Source organism: Billgrantia sulfidoxydans, from assembly GCF_017868775.1.
Taxonomy (GTDB): Bacteria; Pseudomonadota; Gammaproteobacteria; order Pseudomonadales; family Halomonadaceae; genus Halomonas; species Halomonas sulfidoxydans.
Map to the genome: position 1 here is coordinate 1355503 of NZ_CP053381.1, position 19131 is coordinate 1374633.

The following is a 19131-nucleotide window of genomic DNA, read 5'->3' on the forward strand; positions in this document are numbered from 1 at the left end:
ACCGAAGCACGTCGCCACGGGTTTTCTGAACCCGTGGCCATTCCGTTAGAGTTCCGCCAGCTTCCACACGTCGTAGGCCGGCTCCTCGTAGGGGTGCGCGCGGCGCAGGGCGTCGACGGCAGCGCGGATGAGGTGATCCTCGCAGACCAGTTCCACCTTCACTTCCTCCACCTTCGCCAGGTCGCCGACCCGGCCGATGTGCGGGTCGGCGCCGGCGAGCGGGCGAAACTGACCGGTGCCGCGGGTCTCGAAGCAGCACGCTTCGTAGTCGCCGATGCGCCCGGCGCCGCTGGCGAACACGGCTTCCTTGACCGTTTCGGCATCCTCGAGCGGAACGTAGAAGGCAAGCTTGTACATCGTCTCTTCTCCTTGCAGTGCATGGCCCTCTCCATGATACGTCGTCGCGTGAAGAAGACTACGTGCTGCCGGGCGCGGAAAAAATACTTGTCCAAACTTTATACAGGATATAAGTTGTGTATAGGGTTTGGTCGGCTCGACGCGAACCCTCATCGTTCACCCCATGAGGTACGTAAAGATGACGACGTTGCAACGAGTGGCCATCGGTTGGGTGGGAGCAGGCATGCTGGGTGTCGCCTTGGCGGGCACCGTCCAGGCCGATCATCATGGCGACAAGCAGGATATCGTCGATACCGCGGTCGCAGCCGGGCAGTTCGAGACGCTGGCGGCGGCCCTGGAGGCGGCCGGCCTGGTGGAGACGCTCAAGGGCGAGGGCCCCTTCACCGTGTTCGCCCCCACCGACGAGGCCTTTGGCAAGCTGCCCGAAGGTACCGTGGAGAGCCTGCTCGAACCCGAGAACCGTGAGCAGCTCCAGGCCGTGCTGACCTATCACGTGGTGCCGGGGAAGGTCATGGCCGCTGATGCCATGAACCTCGACAGCGCGACGACGGTACAAGGCCAGGACCTCACCATTACCACCATGAACGGCAGCGTGATGATCGACGACGCCAATGTGATCCAGGCCGACATCGAGGCCAGCAACGGCGTGATCCATGTGATCGACAGCGTGCTGATGCCCGAGTGACGGCCATCTTCTCCGTGTCCGCCTTGCCACCCTTCGGGGTGGCTTTTTGCTGAGCTTGGGCAGCACCGACGGGCATGGCATGGTGGCGTGGTGCCACCGTACCGATCGGCAAGGAGACATCATGGAACGAACGCTGGCTGACCTGCTGGACACCCTGGGGCTCTCTTCCCGGGGGGAACTGCAAACGCTTGGGGGCGGCGACATCGCTGCCGTCTACCGACTGGAAACGTCGCAGGGAGCGGTAGTGGTCAAGCGCGACGACCCCAGGCGCGTGGCAGGCGAGGCGGATGGCCTGCTCGCCTTGCGCAAGGCGCAAAGCGCTCTGATCGTGCCCGAGGTGCTGGGCGTCGACGGCGGCTGGCTGATTCTTGAGGCGCTCGAAGCGGGGGCGCGTACGCCGCGCGCTGCCGCGGCGCTGGGCGAGGGGCTTCGCCAACTGCACGCTCACACCGCCGGCGAGCATGGCTGGCCGAGGGACAATGCCTGCGGACGCACGCCGCAACCCAATGCGCCACTCGCCGACGGGCGTGAGTTCCAGCGCGAGCGGCGCCTGCTGCCGCTGGCCCGGGCCTGCCAGGAGCGCGGCCTGATGGAGAGCCGGCTACTCGGGCGCATCGAAGCCGTGGCGCAGGCACTGGAGACCTGGCTGCCCGATGCGCCGGCCTGCCTGCTGCACGGTGATCTGTGGTCGGGCAACGTGCTCTACACGCCGCGGGGGCCAGCGATCATCGACCCGGCGGTGTATCGCCATTACCCCGAGGTGGACCTGGCCATGCTGACGCTGTTCGGCTCGCCCGGCGAGGCGTTCTTCGAGGCCTACTGGGAGGGCCGAGAGCCGACCGACTGGCCGCGACGCGAGTCGCTGTTCCAGCTCTATCCGCTGCTCAATCACCTGCTGCTGTTCGGCGGCGGTTATCGCGGCGGTGTCGAACGGGCGGTGGCTGCTCTCGAACATGTCGATCGATAGCCGGCCTATACTGGGAAACCTGGCCGAGCATGCTTGCCATGGCCATCGGCGGGGAGGAAAAGGCGATGAACGACCTGTTGCGGTTGCAGCGAACCAGCCGGTTGGCACCGATACTGGCGGCTTGGCTCGCCGTGTGGGGGACCGCCATGGCCGCCTCCGGGCCTGGTGAACGACTCCATGTGTCCGGATTCCAACCGGTGGTCTCGCCGATGGCCTGGCATCGTGAGCACTGGCGCCGGCACCGTCGGGACCCCGGCTTTACCGTTGAGCTGCCCTGGGCGCTGTTCGATCCCTACTTCTCCTGGGGGCAGGCCCCCCGACCTGTCGAGCCGCCACGCCCCGCGCCGCTGGCCCCGCGCCAGCGTGGCGAGATGTGGCGCGACGACGTGGTAGGCAGTGGCCGTGGCGGCCGCTTCGAGGAGCATCCCGAAGGGCGCATTCTGCGCAGCCGGCCACGTGGCGACTGAGCCTTCTCGATTTACATCCATACAGGCATGAATGTAAAATTTGTCGAACCTTGACGACTCCACGGGAACGACGCACATCATGAAAAGAACCTCTCGACTTGGCCGGGCCACGCTGATGGTGCTGGCCGCCAGTCTGTTGCTGGCCGCCTGTGGCCAGGAAGAGAACCCCGAGGCGCAGCAGCAGGCGGCCGCGCAGCGCCAGCCGCATCCCGTCGAGGTCGTGGCGATCGAGCGTCAGGACATCGCACTGGAAAAGTCCTACCCGTCGCTGTTGCGCAGCGACGACGAGGTTACCCTCGTGGCGCGCATCACGGGCAATCTCGAGGAGCGCCATTTCGAGCCCGGCGAGCAGGTCGAGAGAGGCCAGCGGCTCTTCTCCATCGAGCCCGACGTCTACCAGGCGGCGGTGAACCAGCACGAGGCCAACCTGCAGAGCGCCCAGGCCGAACTGTCCCGTGCCCAGCGCGACGCCGAGCGCTTCGAGCGCCTGCTGAGCCAGAACTCGGTGAGCCAGCAGCAGGTCGACCAGGCGCGCGCGGAGCTGGGCGTCGCGCGCGCTGCCGTGGCCCAGGCCGAGGCGGCGCTGGCCAGCGCCCGCATCGACTTGGCCTACGCCGAGGTCGCTGCGCCGGTGTCGGGCGTGATCGGCCTGGCGCAGATCAATGTCGGCAACCTGGTGAGCCCCGGTACCGTCCTGGCTACCATCACTCCGCTGGATCCGCTGGAGGTGCGCTTCCAGTTGCCCCAGCGCGACGCTCTCGAGCTGCGCCAGCAGCTGAACGGCCGCGGCGGCGAGTCGATACGTGCCACGTTGAACGTTCCCGGCGGTAGCGGCGCGGCCGCCCAGCAACTCGAAGGCCAGCTCGATTTCCTCGGCTCGCGCGTGGACGAACGCACCAGCACGGTCCAGGCGAGCGCCTCCTTCGCCAATCTCGACACCCGAGTGCTGCCCGGCCAGTTCGCCCGCGTCAGCCTCGAGGGGCTCAAGCGCTTCGACGTGCTGGCGGTACCCGAGATCGCCGTGACCCAGGGCCTGATGGGGCCCCAGGTGTTCGTGCTCGACGAGGACGACGTGGCCCGTTCGCGCACCGTGGAGCTCGGTGAAGTGGCGGGCCCGTGGCAGATCGTCCGCGGCGGCCTGGAGCCCGGCGAGCGGGTGGTGGTGGGCGACCCGGCCGGCATCGAACCCGGCACGCCCATCGACCCCCGGCCCTTCGAAGGCGATGCCGAGACCCTGGTCGAAGAGGTCGAGCAGGCCGAAGCCGAGGCGGAGCGACAGGCCGCCGAGGCCATGCAGGAGCAGGAAGCCGCCGAGGCCATGCCTGGGGAGGATGCCGCCGAGGGCGGTGAGGACGACGCATGAATTTCTCCAACTTCTTCATCAAGCGCCCGATCTTCGCCACGGTGCTGGCGATCATCCTCACCGTGATGGGGGTGGTGAGCATGCGGGTGCTGCCCATCGAGCAGTATCCCAGCGTGGTGCCGCCCACGGTGTCGGTGCGGGCCCAGTTCCCGGGGGCCGATGCCGAGACGGTGGCGCAGACGGTGGCTGCACCGCTGGCCGAAGCGATCAACGGCGTCGAGGACATGCTCTACATGACCTCGACCAGCGGCGACAACGGCTCCATGAGCCTCGACGTGGCCTTCGACATCGGCACCGACGGCGACATCAACACGATCAACGTCAACAATCGGGTGCAGGGCGCACTGTCGCGCCTGCCCGAGGCGGTGCAGGCCCAGGGCGTGACGGTGGAGCTGCGTTCCAGTTCGATCCTGATGCTGGTGTCGCTGATCTCGCCGCAGGGCGACTACGACAACGTCTTCATGCAGAACTACGCCACGCTCAACATCCTCGACGAGCTGCGCCAGGTGCCCGGCGTGGGCGAGGCCGAAGTGCTCGGCGGCGGCGAGTTCGCCATGCGCGTGTGGATGGACCCCGACAAGCTGGCCCAGTACGACCTGACCCCCACCGAAGTGGCCAGGGCCATTCGCGCCCAGAACACCGAGGTGCCGGCGGGCAACCTGGCGGCCACGCCGCAGCGCGATCCCCGTGCGTTCACCTATACCATCACCGCCGGCGGGCGCCTCAGCGATGTCGAGGACTTCCGCGATATCTTCCTGCGCTCCAATCCCGACGGCTCTGCGCTGCGCCTGGACGACGTGGCGCGCATCGAGCTGGGGGCCTCCTACTACGGCGTTCAGGCCCGCCTGAACGGCGCCACCATGACGCCGATCATCATCAACCAGCAGCCGGGTGCCAACGCGCTGGAAACGGCCCAGGCGGTGCAGGACACCATGGCCGAGCTGGAGTCGCGCTTCCCTCCCGGGCTCGAATACGTAGTGCCCTACGACACCACGCTGTTCATCGGCGCCTCGGTGGACACGGTGACCAAGGTGTTCATCGAGGCGTTCCTGATCGTCGGCGTGATCCTGTTCATCTTCCTGCAGAACTGGCGCTTCACGGTGATCGCCATGTCGGTGGTGCCGGTGTCGGTGCTGGCCACCTTTGCCGGCTTCTACCTGTTCGGCTTCTCGATCAACCTGCTGACGCTGTTCGCGCTGGTGCTCTCGATCGGCATCGTGGTCGACGACGCCATCCTGGTGGTGGAGAACGTCGAGCGCGTGCTCAGCGAGGACGACGAGATCACGGTGACCCAGGCGACCATCCGCGCCATGAAGGAAGTGGGCGGCCCGGTCATCGCCACCTCGCTGATCATGGCGGCGGTATTCGTGCCGGTGGCCTTCCTCGGCGGCTTCACCGGCCAGATCTACCAGCAGTTCGCGATCACCGTGGCGGTCTCGGTGGCCTTCTCGGCGCTGATGGCGTTGACCTTCACCCCGGCGCTCTCGGCGCTGTTCATCAAGCACAAGCCGAAGGGGGTGGGGGAGTCCCGGCTGAAGCGGGCACTCAATACCCCGCTACGGCTGTTCGACCGACTGTTCGCCGGCGTGACCGCCGTCTACATGTGGCTGGTCAAGGTGCTGGTGCGCTTCTGGGGGCTGGCGCTGTTGCTGACGGCGCTGGTCATCGGCGCTTCCTGGTGGCTCTACCAGATCACGCCCTCGACCCTGGTGCCCGAGACCGACCAGGGCATCGTGCTGGCCAGCGTCCAGCTGCCCGACTCCGCCTCCCTGGCGCGCACCCAGAGTTACATGGACGAGCTCAGCTCGCGCATCGAGGAGGTTCCCGGGGTGCGGTACTCCACCGCCGTGGCCGGTTACGACATTCTCTCGAGCTCGGTCAACACCGCGCGGGGGATCATGTTCATCAACATGGAGCCCTGGGACGAGCGTGAGCTGACCGCGACCCAACTGGTGGGGCGGATCATGCAGCTGGGCGCGGAGATCCCGGGCGGTTCGGCCATGGCGTTCAACGTACCGCCGATCATGGGGCTCTCCACCACCGGTGGCTTCACCGGCTACCTGCAGTCGTTCGAGGGGGCCTCGCCGCAGGAGCTGTTCCAGGCCTCGGTGCAGGTGATGCAGGCGGCCAACCAGCATCCCGCCCTGCAGCAGGTGTTCACTACCTTCAACGTCAACGTGCCGGGCTATCGCGCCGTGATCGACCAGCAGAAGGCGCTGAGCTACGGCGTGGCGTTGGAAGATCTGAACGCGACCCTGTCGAACACCTTCGGCAACGGCTTCGTCAACTTCTTCAGCTACCAGAACCGCAACTTTCAGGTCTACCTGCAGAACGAGGACAACTTCCGCAAGACCCCGGACGATGTCAGCAGCGTCTACGTGCGCGGCGGCAACGGCGAGCGCATCCCGCTCTCGGAGTTCGTCACGCTCGAGCGCCAGGCCAAGCCGGCGGTGGTATCGCGCTTCGGCGTCTATCTGGGGGCGCAGTTCCAGGGCGGCCCCGCGCCGGGCTACAGCTCGGGCCAGGCGATCGCCGCCATGGACGAGATCGTCGAGGAGACCCTCGGCGGCGGCTGGGGCATGGGCTGGACCGGCACCGCCTACCAGGAGAGCCAGCTCGGCAATACCGCCACGCTGGCCATCGTGTTCGGCATCCTGATGGTATTCCTGATCCTGGCGGCGCAGTACGAGAGCTGGTCGCTGCCGCTGGCGGTGCTCACGGCGACGCCCTTCGCCTTCCTCGGCGGCATCGGCGGCATTGTCCTGCGCGGGCTCGACACCAGCGTCTACGTGGAGATCGGCATGCTGGTGGTGGTGGGCCTGGCGGCCAAGAACGCTATCCTGATCGTCGAATTCGCCGAGCTGCAGCGCAGGGAGCAGGGCAAGTCGATCCGCGAGGCGGCCATCACCGCGGCCGAGCTGCGCTTCCGGCCGATCGTGATGACCTCGCTGGCATTCATCTTCGGTACCCTGCCGCTGGCGTTGGCGAGCGGGGCGAGCGATGTCAGCAGCCACCACATCGGCACCACCGTGGCGGTGGGTATGGCCTCGGTGGCGGTGCTCGGCAGCCTCTTCGTACCGAGCTTCTACGCCGTGATCGCCCGCATCTCCGACTGGCTCCGCCATCGGCTGTGGGGCCGGCGCGAGATGACAGCCGAGCACTGAGCGGCCATCATGCCGCCGGCAGCTGACGGGGCGCCATCCTGCGGGATGGCGCCCCGTTTCATTGCGTGAGCGGCAGCATGTCCGACGCGGGGCCCCATGGGCTAGGCTGATGGTGAGCCGAGCGAGAACTAAGGAGGCCGTCATGGAAGCGCTGCGTCAGATCGCCCTGAGTTTTCCCGTCGTCGTCTTCAGCGCCCTGCTGCCATTGGTGCTGCTCTACTGGCTGCTGGTGCTGCTGCGCCTGGCGCCGCTGGAACTGTTCGCCCGCGACAGCCTGAAGGGGGATCATCTGGCAAGCACCATGGTGGCGCTGGGCTTCGCCGGCGTACCGGTGACCTTTGCCCTTAGCGTGCTGTTGGCACTGGCGGGGGGGATCACGCTGACGATCGAGCTGGCCGTGCTGCGCTGGTTGCCGCTGGGGCTATTCCGCATTCCGGTGGGTGTGGCGGCGCTGTGGGCGGCCTTCGTGCTTGCTTCGCCCGTGGCGGCGGGCCTGTGCCATGCGCTGCATCGCCGCTTCCATCGGCTGGCGCAGGCGCAGCCGCGCTGCCTGCTGGGCGAAGTCGTGCAGGTACGCTCCGCGCCCGATGCGCAGGGCTGGGCCACGGCCACCCTGGACGACGACCCGGCGTGCGAGGTTCGCCTGCACGCCAAGCCCGACGACCTGCCCCTTCCGGGCGAGCGGCGGGTACTGGTCAAGTACGTGGCCGGTGAGGGCGCCTACCGCAGCGTGGCGCAGCGCCGCTACTGCGAGGCGCGCGAGCACCTGCGGCGGATGCGCCTGGCCCGCGGCGGCACCGGGGCGGGACATGGCGGCGCTCAGGCGCCCTTGTAACCTCGTTCCTACGAGGAAGAGCGCAGCAGCCGCAGCTGCGTTTCGATGAGCTGTGCGCCTCGCTCCTGCAGGCTGAAGGTCTCGTAGTTGCGCAGCCAATCGTGGAACAGGCCGCCGAGGATGGCCTGCAGCAACCTGGCTGCCACTTCGGGTGAGAGGTCCTGGCGCAGATGGCCCATGCGGGCGGCACTGGTGAAATAGCCGAGCAGGGCGCCGCAGGCCTCCTCGGCCATCTCGTTCTGCATCGCCAGCGGGTCGATCTCGGCGAAGGTTTCGCAATGGTGGATCAGGATCGCGTGCACGCGGCGATAGCGCGGCTGCTCGAGGCGCGCGAAACCGCTCAAGCAGGCCTGACGGATGGCTTCCAGTGGTTTGTTGGCGAGTTCCGGGTCGCCGATCTCCTCGACCAGTTCCTCGAACGGCATGCGTACCCGCTGCAGCATGGCGCGGAACAGGTCGGCCTTGTTCTTGAAGTGCCAGTACACGGCGCCACGGGTCATACCGGCCTCGCGGGCGATCTGCTCCAGCGAGGTGCGGGCCACGCCACGTTCGAGGAAGACAGCCTCGGCGGCATCGAGCAGGGCTTCGCGTGTGGCGGCGGCTTCTGCCTTGGTACGTCGGGCCATGGTGGGGCGGTTCTCCTCGGCACTGCAATGTTTTTGTCATTCTAACCCAAGCATGAGTCGCTTACATTCGTATATGTATGTCATGCTTTCCGGTGTGACGCCATCGCCCCCTGTCCCTCGTATTCCACGCAGTGGCAAGGTATAACGGATCGAACACTGTTCTGCTTCTGGAAGGGCCCATGCCCCGCGCATCTTTTGAGCTCAACGGCATCAGGATCAATCCCGGCAGCCGCCTTCAAGTCGACGTGCCGGTAGCGCGACTCTACACTCATGCTCCGCTGCACATCCCCGTCGAGGTGGTGCATGGTCGCCGCCAGGGACCGGTCATGCTGGTCTGCGGTGGTATTCATGGCGACGAGATCAACAGCGTCGAGATCGTGCGCCGGCTGATGCGCTCGCGCCAGATTCAGGGGCTCAACGGCACGCTGATCGCCGTGCCTATCGTCAACGTGTTCGGCTTCATGCAGCACAGCCGCTACCTGCCCGACCGGCGCGACCTCAACCGCTGCTTCCCCGGCAGCGAAACGGGCTCGCTGGGGGCACGGGTGGCGGCGCTGTTCCGAGAGCAGATCGTCGATCACGCCACGCACATCATCGATCTGCACACCGGGGCCATCCATCGCACCAACCTGCCGCAGATTCGCGCCCAGTTGAGCCCGGGCAGCGAGACCGAGCGCATGGCCAACGCCTTCGGCGCGCCGGTGATTCTCAATGCGGAACTGCGCGAGGGCAGCCTGCGCCACTACGCCCAGACGCGGGGTATCCCGGTGTTGACCTACGAGGCCGGCGAGGCGCTGCGTTTTGACGAGTGGGCGATTACCCCGGGGGTGCGTGGCGTGCTGCGGGTCATGCGGCGGCTGGGCATGTTGGCGGGTGAGCATCGCCGCCGGCCGCCCCCGGCGGCCGAACTGGCCAACGGTTCGAGCTGGGCGCGAGCGCCCATCGACGGCATCCTGCGTCCCAAGGTGCGCCTCGGCGCGCGGGTGAGCAAGGGTGACGTGCTGGGGAAGGTGGCGGACCCCTTCGGCAACGCCGAGGCCAGTGTGAAGGCCATGGCCGACGGCATCGTGATCGGCATGAGCCGGCTGCCGCTGGCCAACGAGGGTGAGGCGCTGTTCCACATCGCCCGCTTCGATGCCATCGAGGAGGCCGAGAGCGCCATCGAGACCTTCCACTCCAGCCTCGAGCCGCCACCCGACCCGCTCTACTGATCACGCCTCGGCAAGGCAGGGCCTGGCGGCGCTCTCGTCTCTCTCCGGCACCAGGCTCAGCGCATCGTCGAAGACCCGCAGGCAGGCGCCGTCGAGATGGCCGTTTTCGGAGAGGTGGCGGCGGAAGCGGCGTCCGCCCGGCTGGCCCTGGAACAGGCCCAGCAGGTGGCGGGTGACGTGGTTGAGCTTGGCGCCCTCCTCGAGCCGGCGGGCAATGTAGGGGCGGAAGGCGCGGGCGGCGGCATGCCGGCTCGCGGCCGGGCCGGGCACGCCGTACAGCGCCTCATCCACCTCGGCCAGCAGCCACGGGTTCTGGTAGGCCTCGCGGCCGACCATCACGCTGTCCACGTGAGCCAGCTGCTCGCGACACTCGTCGAGGGTCTTGATGCCGCCGTTGATGCCGACGTGCAGCGCCGGCCGGCTGGCCTTGAGGCGGTGCACCCGCGGGTAATTCAGCGGCGGTATGTCGCGGTTCTCCTTGGGCGAGAGCCCCTGCAGCCACGCCTTGCGCGCGTGCACGATGAACGTCTCGCAGCCGGCGTCCGCCACCGTGGCGATGAAGCGCTCCAGATCGGCGTCCTCGTCCTGATCGTCGATACCGATGCGACACTTCACCGTGACCGGAATGCTCACCGCCTCGCGCATCGCGCGCACCGCCGCGGCCACCTTCTCGGGGTGGCCCATCAGGCAGGCGCCGATCAGGTTGTTCTGCACCCGGTCGCTGGGGCAGCCGACGTTGAGGTTCACCTCGTCATAGCCCCATTCCTCGGCGATCGCCGCGCACTCGGCCAGCTCGCCCGGGTCGCTGCCGCCCAGCTGCAGCGCGATGGGGTGCTCCACCTCGCCGTAGCCGAGGAATCGCTCCCGCGGGCTGCCGTGCAGAATCGCCCCGGTGGTCACCATCTCGGTATACAGCAGCGCCTGACGGGTCAGGGTGCGGGCGAAGGCACGGTAGTCGCGGGTGGTCCAGTCCATCATGGGTGCCACCGCAAACCGGCGCGCCCGGGCCAGCGGGTCGTTTCCAGTCGTGTCGCTCATCGATGGCCTCCAGAAGTCCTGCCGTTGGATCCGGCTCATCTCGCCATTCGCCTCGCAAGTACCGATACGTCGCCGGACGCCGCATGACGCGCAGCGTGACGAGAGGCAGGGAGCGGGAATGAGATGGCCGATCATTGTACGTAAGAAGCAGCGGCGAGCCTAGAGCCGATCCAGGTACGGGCCCCGCCGCACCGTGTCCGGCGGCAGAGGCCCTTGTCTCGAATGGCTAGTGCTTCAGGATCACGTAGAACGCGTGGAGGATGCCCGGGATGAAACCCAGGAAGGTCAGCAGGATGTTCAGCCAGAAGTGGCCCTTCAGGCCGACCTCCAGAAACACGCCGACCGGCGGCAGCAGGAGGGCGAAGATCATCTTGATGGGGTCTGTTGCGGTAAGTGCCATATCAGCTCCGTTGAACGTGGCGTGCCTGTTCCTACCTCCAGCCTAGCGTATTCTCAGGCGCTGTCTGCGTGCGTTGACCTTCGACGCGGGGCCATCGGCAAGGCATCGGGGCGCATATCCTCGTTTCAAGCGCTGTGTAAGAGATATCCTACAAACACGAAGCCAATTTCGTACGCCCTTCGATATCCTGGGTTAAACCACTTTTCTCCGAAAGCAACTATCGTGGGAACAACGGGCGAGGGAGAGCCCTACAGGGAAGGCCGAGCGACGGAGCGCTCAGTACCAAGGACGCTTGGGCAGGAAGCCCGAGGTTGGTCGATAGGGAAGCGTTGATTGAAAGCCCGGCCCCAGCGGTCGGGCTTTTTTTCGCTGTGCAGGCCGCCCTGGCGAGTGGCGCTGCACGCTTTGCCCTTGCGAGAGACGCCATGGTTTCGCGTTCCTCAGGTTCGCCAAAATATCGCGTCTCGTCGCGCCTGCCCTGGCTACCGGCCGGGGCCTTTTCTTGCGCATCGACGAGGCTCTCTTCAGCGGACTCTTGTGCATTGGCTTATCCCAGGTTAAGGAACCTTTCCGCAATGAGCTGTCAGAGTAACTGCATCGGGACAGGGAAAGCCCGTCATGGAAGGCTGAGTCAGGGACGGCTCACGTACCAAGGAGGCTCGAGCAGGAAGCTTGAGGAAGAAGTAGGGAAACGAAGATATAGCCCGGCCGCCAGGCCGGGCTCTTTTTTAGGTCCATGGGGAGACTATCTGACGGCCGGGCTCATCTTTTCGCTCTGTTACACAAGGGAACGTTTCTTTTCCTTAATAGCCTTGAGTTGGGGTAAAGGCAAACTATTCTGAGGATGCAAACGAGGCATGGAAGCCTTTCAAGGCAGACAGCCTTGCGGGTCAGGAAGCCTGCGGATGGAACAGGGAAGGCCGAGTGAGGACAGGATGCCATGATGGCCAGGGAGTTCCAGAAGCGGTTATCCGCATGGTGCAGCTCATCAGCCCCCTCACTAAGTGAGGGGGCTGCTATTATTTGGCTATTATTTTTAATAGGAAATTGAATTATATCGCTTTTTTCGATTTCTGGCGATGGCTGATGACACACTTGCTCCCCTTGGTCAACCCTCTGGTAGGTGTCAAAGGTGGGGGGCTTGGTCGGCTGGGTGGGAGATAAATAGTCACTGTATTACATCCCCTGTCGGCAATGGCTTACAGAACAAAGGGACGAAATCAGCATTATTTCCTCGGCCGATCTGGCAAGCTGTGTCTGGTCGAGCCAGGGAGGCTCTCCAGGGAAGAAGCGCCAGGATGGTGTGTACAGGGAGTTGGGTAAGGATGCCGTTGTGGTGTGGAAGGAATCGACACAAGCCCGGCTGTATGGCTGGGCTTTCCTTGTGCTTCACTCAGCAGGCAACGCTTGCCTGAAGGGGGCACACCGGTGGATTGTCATAAGCTTTCGATACGTCACTGGCGATGAAGTATGGTCATTAGCCAGCGCCAAATTTCGTCGTTATTCTGTTAGGTATCTCGCAAGGAGGCGGGGAAACAGGGAAGACAGAGCAGTGGAGGCTCATTGATTGCCAAGATTACAAGGATGCATGACAGGATCGTCATGGTGAGCTGGAAAGGAACCAAGAATTGAAGCCCGGCCTTGTGCCGGGCTTCCTTTTTCCCTCGCCTTTTTCATCAAGCCTGCCCTACTCGCGCTGTGCTATGGTCTAAGCTGCGCTACGGTGTGCGCTACGGTGAGTGCCCCTGCCGCAATAAGACGAGAAGTGTTTCAGTAACGAAACGAAAAATCCTGCATTAAAAATTAACCCAAGTTAATTCATTCGCTTCCTGACGGTGGCACTGTAGGTTCCGCCATTGGGACTGGTGTATGGACTGTCATCGCATGAGCCACGAGGCTGTCAGCCAGGGAGCGGTGCCGTCCAGCGGCTCGCAACTCATGCCTCCCACGAAGCCTATCCAAGCATTGATCGGCCTTCCCCTCGGCAGGGAGGGCGTGCTCCGAAGCGTGTGCCGCAAGCCTGGCCAGTCCCTCTGTCATCGAATGAGAACCTTGCACGGAAGGAGTTTCAATCAGGCTGAACGACAGCCTCTCTCGGGACTACTGACGCAGGAGAAGAAGAATGATCGAGCTAATGTGGAAGGCAGGATCAAAGTTTCTTGACGACATGGGTCCTGGTGTCGCTATCGCACTGTTCGCCATCTTCATGTCTTGGGTGCTGTCCTGGCCTCATGGGCAAGGGCTCGCCATGGACACTGCCGACGTGGAGCCAGAGGCCATGAGGTACGAGTCGGCCCATACCACCGACTCCCGCGGCGCGGCTGAGCTGATGCACCTCGAAGGTGATGACTTGGCTCGCTATCCCAGCACCTTGGACATGCAAAGATATTATTGCTTGCTGATAGAGCGTTTGAGTTCAGGGCAGCGAGAGCAAACTGCCCCAGTATCCGTGTCGCGCTATGCGACCTTGTGCGACATCTTCACCGATGCGGCGAGGAGGGTCGACGTCTATGCCGATCGTCTCGACGGCCAGGGAGGATTCCATCCTGAGCCACATGGGTTCATGTTGCACAGGCAAGGAACGGTGCAGGCAGTCGGCCCCTTCCATGCGCAAGGTGAGTGCAGCGAGATAGCCGCGAGACTGGCCCTGATCGGTGAACAACCTTCACGCTGCAAGCCTTATGCCGAGATTCGGCAGGCCTCGCTGCTACGTGAACGGGGCTGAGGCCAAGCCGAAGTCACTGAGGCCACGACTGCCGGCAGGGCGGACGTGGCCTTTTTCGTCATCGCCCTTCGGGGGCGCGCTTGCTGTGACGCAGTGAGTGGAGGCTTGTTCCATATGCTATGTAGAAGGAAGGCAACCTTCTCGGGAGATAGGAGATGGAACAGCGTCAAGAGTGGCTCGAAGCGCTGCGCGATGAACTGATAGAGCGGGTGGATCGCTACAAGGTTCACAAGATGCGTCTGGAAAATCCCTTGGATCGGGACATGGAGGAGCAGGCGATCGAGCTCGAGAACGAAGACGTGATCGACGCCCTCGAGGACGAGGCCGAAGAGGAGCTGGGGCAGGTACTGCATGCGCTCGAGCGGATCGAGGAGGGGGAGGGCGAGCTGTGCGAGCGATGCGGCGAGCCGATCGATCCTCGAAGGATCGAGGCGATTCCCTATGCGACGCTCTGTCTCGACTGCGCCGAGCAGGAAGGAGAGCCCTGAGTGTCCTGAACGGGACGTGCCAACCGCCGCGATGCTAGTCTAGGGCATCGATTCTCGGTCAGGAGAAGGGCATGAAGGCATGGCGTCGATCCTGCGCAGGGCTGTTGGCCGTGCTGTGGCTGTCAGGCTGTGGTAACGAGGGCAGCGGCGAGGCAACGGAGGAACAGCAGCAGGAACCGCCGGCCGAGGTCATCAGCGAGCCGCCCGAGGCACCAGCCGACGTAGCTCCGCTGACGGTCGAGATCGCGGTGTCGGCTGCCCTTCGTGACGATCGTCGGCTCATGATCGAAGGGGAGACCAACCTGCCCGATGACGCGCGGCTACAGGTAGTGGTGGAGCGCGAGCTGAGCGGCGTACGCTGGCAATCGCGCACTTCGGTATCGCAGGAACGCTTCACCGCGGGGCCGTTCGGGCCGGGTAGCGGCTTGCCCGACGGTGGTTACACCCTGACCGTCCACCTGGTGGAAGCCAGCGTTCAGCCAGCGACCGTGCGCGAGCGAATCGGCGACAAGGGGGAGCATCTCGCGGGGCCGCTGGTCCGGAGTGCTCGCCATGGCCTGGGGCAGGTGGCCAGCTACTCGCGCCGCTACCTGATCGGCAGTGAGCCGCGTCGGGCCACCGATCAGGTAGAGGTGCTGGAGGTCGAATGACGCCAGGGGCCTTCAGGCATTTTCCTTGCGCCAGCGAGCCAGCAGCCTTCCCACGACGCGTTCGCTCGTATCCAGCGGAGCGGGTGCCGCCGTGGCGTCTTTTCCGGCGCGGAACAGGAGTTCGCCGCTCTCTCCATGTTCGAGTTGGCCGATATAGAGCCCCCCGGCTCCCTCGATCAGGTAGCGCCCAGGCTGGTCGCAGTTCTCCGTAGGGCCGAAGGCGGCGAGATCCCCGTTGTCGAGGTAGTCGAACCGTTCCCCCGGCGCGGGCGTGACGAGATAGCACTCACCCTGCCAATCGATACCTGCCAATATCTCGTTGGATATCGTGAACTGGTTGGCGTTGGGATCCAGCCACGGCACGGGCGGCTGGCCGCGAAGGTAAAGAGGGGTTGGTGTCAGCCGGGCCTCGTCTTCGAGCAGTTGGGCCAGCGAGCAGCCGAGGGCATCCGCCAGCGCCACCAGTCTCTCATGGCCGATCTGCTTGATGGCGCCCGATTCCCAATACGAGATCGTGACGTCGGAGACCCCGACCTTTCTTGCCAGCGCGGCCTTGTTCAGGCTCGCTTGAAGGCGCAAGTGCTTGATTCTTTCACCCAATGAATCCATTTCGATCAACCCGGCGACTGTTAATTCCCAAAGTATGACGATAGTCAATGATCTGTGTTAACTGTGCAAATTTAACGCGTCAACGATAAATGTACTTTTTAAGTGCTTTCGTTGCCAATAAGAATCATTCTATATGCGCCGGGTCATGCCGACCATCGCACGCTGGGTGATGGCGCGGCTGTCTGCCTCGATCCAGGTGCGTATAATGCCGCCATACGCATTTCCGACTGGATATAGGACGACATGACTGTACGTACTCGCATTGCGCCGTCACCCACCGGCGATCCTCACGTGGGAACCGCCTACATTGCGCTGTTCAATCTCTGCTTTGCGAGGCAGCGTGGCGGGCAATTCATCCTGCGCATCGAGGATACCGACCGTGTGCGCTCCACTGCCGAATCCGAGCAGATGATTCTCGACTCGCTGCGCTGGCTCGGCCTCGAATGGGACGAGGGTCCCGATGTCGGCGGTCCGCATGGCCCCTACCGCCAGAGCGAGCGTGGCGATCTCTACGCCGAGTACGCTCGCCAACTGATCGAGGCGGGGCATGCCTTCAAGTGCTACCGCACCAGTGAAGAGCTGGACGAACTGAGGGAGGCGCGCAAGGCGAGCGGCATGCATCTCGCGCTCAAACCCGCCGACCTGGCGCTGCCCGAGGAGGAGGCCACCCGCCGCGAGCGCGAGGGCTGGCCCTACGTGGTACGCATGAAGGTGCCCTCAGGCGGTACCTGCGTGATCGACGACATGCTGCGTGGCCCCATCGAAGTCGACTGGGCGCAGGTCGATGCCCAGGTGCTGCTCAAGTCCGATGGCATGCCGACCTATCATCTGGCCAACGTGGTGGACGACCATTTGATGGGCATTACCCATGTGCTGCGTGGCGAGGAGTGGATCAACTCGGCGCCCAAGCATCAGTTGCTCTACGAATACTTCGGCTGGAGCATGCCGGCGCTGTGCCATATGCCGCTGTTGCGCAACCCCGACAAGTCGAAGCTCTCCAAGCGCAAGAATCCCACTTCCATCAACTATTACCGGCGCATGGGATTCTTGCCCCAGGCGGTGATCAACTACCTGGGCCGCATGGGCTGGTCGATGCCCGACGAGCGCGAGAAGTTCAGCCTCGACGAGATGATGGCACACTTCGACATCCAGCGGGTCTCGCTGGGCGGGCCTGTCTTCGACCTGGAGAAGCTCACCTGGCTCAATGGGCTCTATATCCGTGAGGATCTGGATGACAGGGCATTCCTCGAGGCGCTGATGGAGTGGGCGTTCAACGAGGAGTATGTCGGCCAGATCCTGCCGCAGGTGCGGACCCGAGTGGAGACGCTATCCCAGGTCGCGCCGCTGGCCGGCCATTTCTTCTCGGGCCTGCCGGCGATCGGTGAAGCCGACTTCGACAGCGCCAAGCTGGAGCGCGAGGAGCTGCTCAAGCTGCTTCAGTTCCTGGTGTGGCGCTTCGAGGCGGTGCCGGCCTGGCACAAGGAGGCGCTGCTCGCCGAGGTCAAGGCGCTGGCCGGCCACTTCGAGCTCAAGATGAAGGAGTTCCTGGCGCCCGTTTTCATCGCCGTCACCGGCTCCACCGCCAGCACCTCGGTCATGGACGCCATGGCGATCCTCGGCTCCGACGTGACCCGGGCGCGGCTGCGTCATGCCATCGAGGTGCTCGGCGGGGTGTCCAAGAAGCAGGCCAAGCGCTTCGAGAAGGAGTACAAGGAGCTGTAAGATGCGGCTGCGCCGCTTGAAAGAAGGAAGAGCGGCGCTTCGCCCTTGAAGAGGTGGGAAGGAAACGGTTGACGAAGATGGGGTGAATCAGTAACATACGCCCCGTCTTCACGGCACGCATATGGGGCCTTAGCTCAGCTGGGAGAGCGCGACACTGGCAGTGTCGAGGTCAGCGGTTCGATCCCGCTAGGCTCCACCAATCTTGCGTGCCGAATCGTGAATGACGCTGCGTCCCATTCGTCTAGTGGTCCAGGACACCGCCCTTTCACGGCGGGAACAGGGGTTCGAACCCCCTATGGGACGCCACTTCTTTCTCATTTTTCGTTCCCCTCTTGTCCTGCCGACTCATACCGCGGCCGGTTGTTGCGCACGTTGTGTATGGTTGCGTTACTGTGCGTTTCCTTGCGTGAAAAACTCATTGAAGCGCCTATTTTCACGGCGTTTAGGGCTTGACTTGTCCACTTGTGCAATGTCCTGCCCGTCCTCCTGTGCGTAATCCCTTGAATCAGGCACTTTCCCGTGTGCAGTCGCAAAAAATCAAAATTATCAATGAGTTACGATTGGTCAAAAAGTGATCAATTTAACGGCAGGCCCCTTCTCATGCCGATTTGATGGAGTTTTCTTGCGGTTGTGAACAGGGTTATCCACAGAATGTGTGGAAAACGTCCCGGCCCTCCGGAAGCCTTGATTCGCTCCGTGTAATTTAGCGATTGTCAAGCGTTGGCTAGTACTTTTCTGGTACTTCCCGCTGAGGAGCGTCGCGGGTAGCCGACGCTCCTCGGCGGGCGGCTCGCGGCCCGGCTCAGCCGCGCCCGAGGCTGCGCAGGCGGCGCAGCAGGGAGGAGGTATCCCAGCGTCCTCCGCCGATGGCCTGCACGTCGCCATAGAACTGGTCGACGAGGGCGGTGACCGGCAGGCGAGCCTGAAGGCGGCGCGCCTGCTCGAGACAAATCCCCAGGTCCTTGCGCATCCAGTCGACGGCGAAGCCGTGCTCGTACTCGTCGGCGATCATGGTCTTGTGGCGATTCTCCATCTGCCAGGAGCCGGCGGCGCCCTTGGAGATCACGTCGATGACGCGCTGCTGGTCGAGTCCGGCCTGTTCGGCGAAATGCAGGCCCTCGGCCAGGCCCTGCACCAGGCCGGCAATGCAGATCTGGTTGACCATCTTGGTTAGCTGTCCGCTACCGGCGGGCCCCATCAGGGTCACGGCCTTGGCGTAGTGGCCGAGGGTTGCCTCGGCGCGGGCAAAATCCGCTTCCGTGCCACCGCACATGACCGTCAGCGCGCCGTTCTCTGCGCCTTGCTGGCCGCCCGAAACCGGCGCGTCGATGAAACCGATGCCTTTCGCGCGGCAGGCGCCATCGAGCTCCTCGGCGAGATCGGCCGAGGCGGTGGTGTGGTCGACCAGCAGGCTGCCCGCCGCCATGCCGGACAGCGCGCCCTGTTCGCCCACGGTGACCTGGCGAACGTCGTCGTCGTTGCCCACACAGACCAGCACCAGGTCGGCGCCCTGGGCGGCTTCCGCGGGGGTGGCGTGGAAACTGCCGCCATATTCGGTGGTCCAGGCCCTGGCCTTGGCGTCGGTGCGGTTGTAGGCGCGCACGCTGAGCCCTGCTCGGGCCAGGTGACCGGCCATGGGATAGCCCATGACGCCCAGACCGATGAAGGCGACGGTGGAGATCTGCTGTTGCATCGAGTGTTCCCCCTCTTGTGGATGGCAGCGCCGGGAGTCCGTCATGGCTCGCCTGGCCCGCATGGTAGGTCGAGACGCAGAAAGCCGCCCGAAGGCGGCTTTCCGTTGAGCATATGCGGCCGAGCCGCTTC

Annotated in this window: 16 protein-coding genes, 2 tRNA genes and 1 pseudogene; 13 read left to right on the forward strand and 6 right to left on the reverse strand. The window is 64.4% G+C overall.

Annotated elements, in window-relative coordinates; all coding sequences use genetic code 11:
• Positions 1-45 precede the first annotated feature (45 nt).
• Entirely contained in the window at positions 46-357 is a 312-nt protein-coding gene (locus HNO51_RS06400) for a YqfO family protein (RefSeq protein WP_197450205.1), read from the reverse strand.
• A 178-nt stretch (positions 358-535) separates the two neighbouring features.
• On the opposite strand from HNO51_RS06400, the gene HNO51_RS06405 reads away from it, so the two are divergent.
• From HNO51_RS06405 to HNO51_RS06430, 6 genes are all read left to right on the forward strand, one after another.
• Complete coding sequence (locus HNO51_RS06405) at positions 536-1042, forward strand: fasciclin domain-containing protein (protein WP_197450206.1); 507 nt, start codon at positions 536-538, stop codon at positions 1040-1042.
• 121 nt (positions 1043-1163) lie between these two features.
• A complete protein-coding gene (locus tag HNO51_RS06410; RefSeq protein WP_209538784.1) occupies positions 1164-2009 on the forward strand; it encodes a fructosamine kinase family protein in 846 nt (281 codons plus the stop codon).
• Between the two features lie 65 nt (positions 2010-2074).
• Positions 2075-2476, forward strand: a complete 402-nt coding sequence (locus tag HNO51_RS06415; RefSeq protein WP_209538785.1) for a hypothetical protein — start codon at positions 2075-2077, stop codon at positions 2474-2476.
• Between the two features lie 79 nt (positions 2477-2555).
• Positions 2556-3839 (forward strand): efflux RND transporter periplasmic adaptor subunit, encoded by a 1284-nt coding sequence (locus HNO51_RS06420; RefSeq protein ID WP_209538786.1) that lies wholly within the window; start codon positions 2556-2558, stop codon positions 3837-3839.
• Positions 3836-7003, forward strand: coding sequence for an efflux RND transporter permease subunit (locus HNO51_RS06425; protein ID WP_197450210.1), 3168 nt, complete (start codon positions 3836-3838; stop codon positions 7001-7003). The genes HNO51_RS06420 and HNO51_RS06425 overlap by 4 nt, the downstream gene beginning before the upstream one ends.
• A 142-nt stretch (positions 7004-7145) precedes the next feature.
• Positions 7146-7838, forward strand: a complete 693-nt coding sequence (locus HNO51_RS06430; protein ID WP_209538787.1) for a hypothetical protein — start codon at positions 7146-7148, stop codon at positions 7836-7838.
• Positions 7839-7846: 8 nt separating this feature from the next.
• Here the strand turns inward: HNO51_RS06430 and HNO51_RS06435 are convergent, their stop codons facing one another.
• On the reverse strand, positions 7847-8464 hold the full coding sequence (locus HNO51_RS06435; RefSeq protein ID WP_197450212.1) for a TetR family transcriptional regulator: 618 nt from the start codon (positions 8462-8464) through the stop codon (positions 7847-7849).
• 179 nt (positions 8465-8643) lie between these two features.
• Here HNO51_RS06435 and HNO51_RS06440 point away from each other — a divergent pair, with 179 nt between their 5' ends.
• Positions 8644-9675, forward strand: a complete 1032-nt coding sequence (locus HNO51_RS06440; RefSeq protein ID WP_197450213.1) for a succinylglutamate desuccinylase/aspartoacylase family protein — start codon at positions 8644-8646, stop codon at positions 9673-9675.
• Here HNO51_RS06440 and dusA read toward each other — a convergent pair whose 3' ends face one another.
• Complete coding sequence (gene dusA, locus HNO51_RS06445) at positions 9676-10713, reverse strand: tRNA dihydrouridine(20/20a) synthase DusA (RefSeq protein WP_209538788.1); 1038 nt, start codon at positions 10711-10713, stop codon at positions 9676-9678. It abuts the gene before it with no gap.
• Between the two features lie 226 nt (positions 10714-10939).
• A complete protein-coding gene (locus tag HNO51_RS06450; protein WP_209538789.1) occupies positions 10940-11113 on the reverse strand; it encodes a YqaE/Pmp3 family membrane protein in 174 nt (57 codons plus the stop codon).
• 2122 nt (positions 11114-13235) lie between these two features.
• Between HNO51_RS06450 and HNO51_RS06455 the strand changes: the two genes are divergently transcribed.
• The 3 genes from HNO51_RS06455 (at position 13236) to HNO51_RS06465 (ending at position 14976) form a co-directional block, all read left to right on the forward strand.
• Complete coding sequence (locus tag HNO51_RS06455) at positions 13236-13838, forward strand: hypothetical protein (RefSeq protein ID WP_197450259.1); 603 nt, start codon at positions 13236-13238, stop codon at positions 13836-13838.
• A 155-nt stretch (positions 13839-13993) separates the two neighbouring features.
• Positions 13994-14326, forward strand: coding sequence for a TraR/DksA family transcriptional regulator (locus HNO51_RS06460; RefSeq protein ID WP_197450260.1), 333 nt, complete (start codon positions 13994-13996; stop codon positions 14324-14326).
• Positions 14327-14397: 71 nt separating this feature from the next.
• Positions 14398-14976, forward strand: a complete 579-nt coding sequence (locus HNO51_RS06465; protein ID WP_197450261.1) for an LptM family lipoprotein — start codon at positions 14398-14400, stop codon at positions 14974-14976.
• A gap of 12 nt (positions 14977-14988) precedes the next feature.
• On the opposite strand, the gene HNO51_RS20965 is transcribed toward HNO51_RS06465, so the two are convergent.
• The gene (locus HNO51_RS20965) at positions 14989-15585 is read right to left on the reverse strand and encodes a helix-turn-helix domain-containing protein (protein ID WP_234283525.1); all 597 of its coding nucleotides are present in this window, start codon (positions 15583-15585) and stop codon (positions 14989-14991) included.
• A gap of 243 nt (positions 15586-15828) precedes the next feature.
• Here HNO51_RS20965 and gltX point away from each other — a divergent pair, with 243 nt between their 5' ends.
• The 3 genes from gltX (at position 15829) to HNO51_RS06485 (ending at position 17613) form a co-directional block, all read left to right on the forward strand.
• Complete coding sequence (gene gltX, locus HNO51_RS06475) at positions 15829-17307, forward strand: glutamate--tRNA ligase (RefSeq protein WP_197450262.1); 1479 nt, start codon at positions 15829-15831, stop codon at positions 17305-17307.
• A 123-nt stretch (positions 17308-17430) separates the two neighbouring features.
• Positions 17431-17506, forward strand: a tRNA-Ala gene (locus HNO51_RS06480).
• A gap of 31 nt (positions 17507-17537) precedes the next feature.
• Positions 17538-17613, forward strand: a tRNA-Glu gene (locus tag HNO51_RS06485).
• Between the two features lie 496 nt (positions 17614-18109).
• Here HNO51_RS06485 and HNO51_RS06490 read toward each other — a convergent pair.
• A pseudogene (locus HNO51_RS06490) lies at positions 18110-19072 on the reverse strand (NAD(P)-dependent oxidoreductase); the annotation flags it as partial.
• Positions 19073-19131: the final 59 nt, after the last annotated feature.

Excerpts from the sequence above, each read along its gene's own strand:
- HNO51_RS06440 (WP_197450213.1), top strand. The coding sequence starts at position 8,644 with ATGCCCCGCGCATCTTTTGAGCTCAACGGCATCAGGATCAATCCCGGC.
- dusA (WP_209538788.1), bottom strand. The coding sequence starts at position 10,713 with ATGAGCGACACGACTGGAAACGACCCGCTGGCCCGGGCGCGCCGGTTT.
- HNO51_RS06425 (WP_197450210.1), top strand. The coding sequence starts at position 3,836 with ATGAATTTCTCCAACTTCTTCATCAAGCGCCCGATCTTCGCCACGGTG.
- HNO51_RS06410 (WP_209538784.1), top strand. The coding sequence starts at position 1,164 with ATGGAACGAACGCTGGCTGACCTGCTGGACACCCTGGGGCTCTCTTCC.
- HNO51_RS06430 (WP_209538787.1), top strand. The coding sequence starts at position 7,146 with ATGGAAGCGCTGCGTCAGATCGCCCTGAGTTTTCCCGTCGTCGTCTTC.
- HNO51_RS20965 (WP_234283525.1), bottom strand. The coding sequence starts at position 15,585 with ATGGATTCATTGGGTGAAAGAATCAAGCACTTGCGCCTTCAAGCGAGC.
- gltX (WP_197450262.1), top strand. The coding sequence starts at position 15,829 with ATGACTGTACGTACTCGCATTGCGCCGTCACCCACCGGCGATCCTCAC.
- HNO51_RS06435 (WP_197450212.1), bottom strand. The coding sequence starts at position 8,464 with ATGGCCCGACGTACCAAGGCAGAAGCCGCCGCCACACGCGAAGCCCTG.
- HNO51_RS06400 (WP_197450205.1), bottom strand. The coding sequence starts at position 357 with ATGTACAAGCTTGCCTTCTACGTTCCGCTCGAGGATGCCGAAACGGTC.
- HNO51_RS06465 (WP_197450261.1), top strand. The coding sequence starts at position 14,398 with ATGAAGGCATGGCGTCGATCCTGCGCAGGGCTGTTGGCCGTGCTGTGG.
- HNO51_RS06415 (WP_209538785.1), top strand. The coding sequence starts at position 2,075 with ATGAACGACCTGTTGCGGTTGCAGCGAACCAGCCGGTTGGCACCGATA.
- HNO51_RS06460 (WP_197450260.1), top strand. The coding sequence starts at position 13,994 with ATGGAACAGCGTCAAGAGTGGCTCGAAGCGCTGCGCGATGAACTGATA.
- HNO51_RS06420 (WP_209538786.1), top strand. The coding sequence starts at position 2,556 with ATGAAAAGAACCTCTCGACTTGGCCGGGCCACGCTGATGGTGCTGGCC.
- HNO51_RS06455 (WP_197450259.1), top strand. The coding sequence starts at position 13,236 with ATGATCGAGCTAATGTGGAAGGCAGGATCAAAGTTTCTTGACGACATG.
- HNO51_RS06450 (WP_209538789.1), bottom strand. The coding sequence starts at position 11,113 with ATGGCACTTACCGCAACAGACCCCATCAAGATGATCTTCGCCCTCCTG.
- HNO51_RS06405 (WP_197450206.1), top strand. The coding sequence starts at position 536 with ATGACGACGTTGCAACGAGTGGCCATCGGTTGGGTGGGAGCAGGCATG.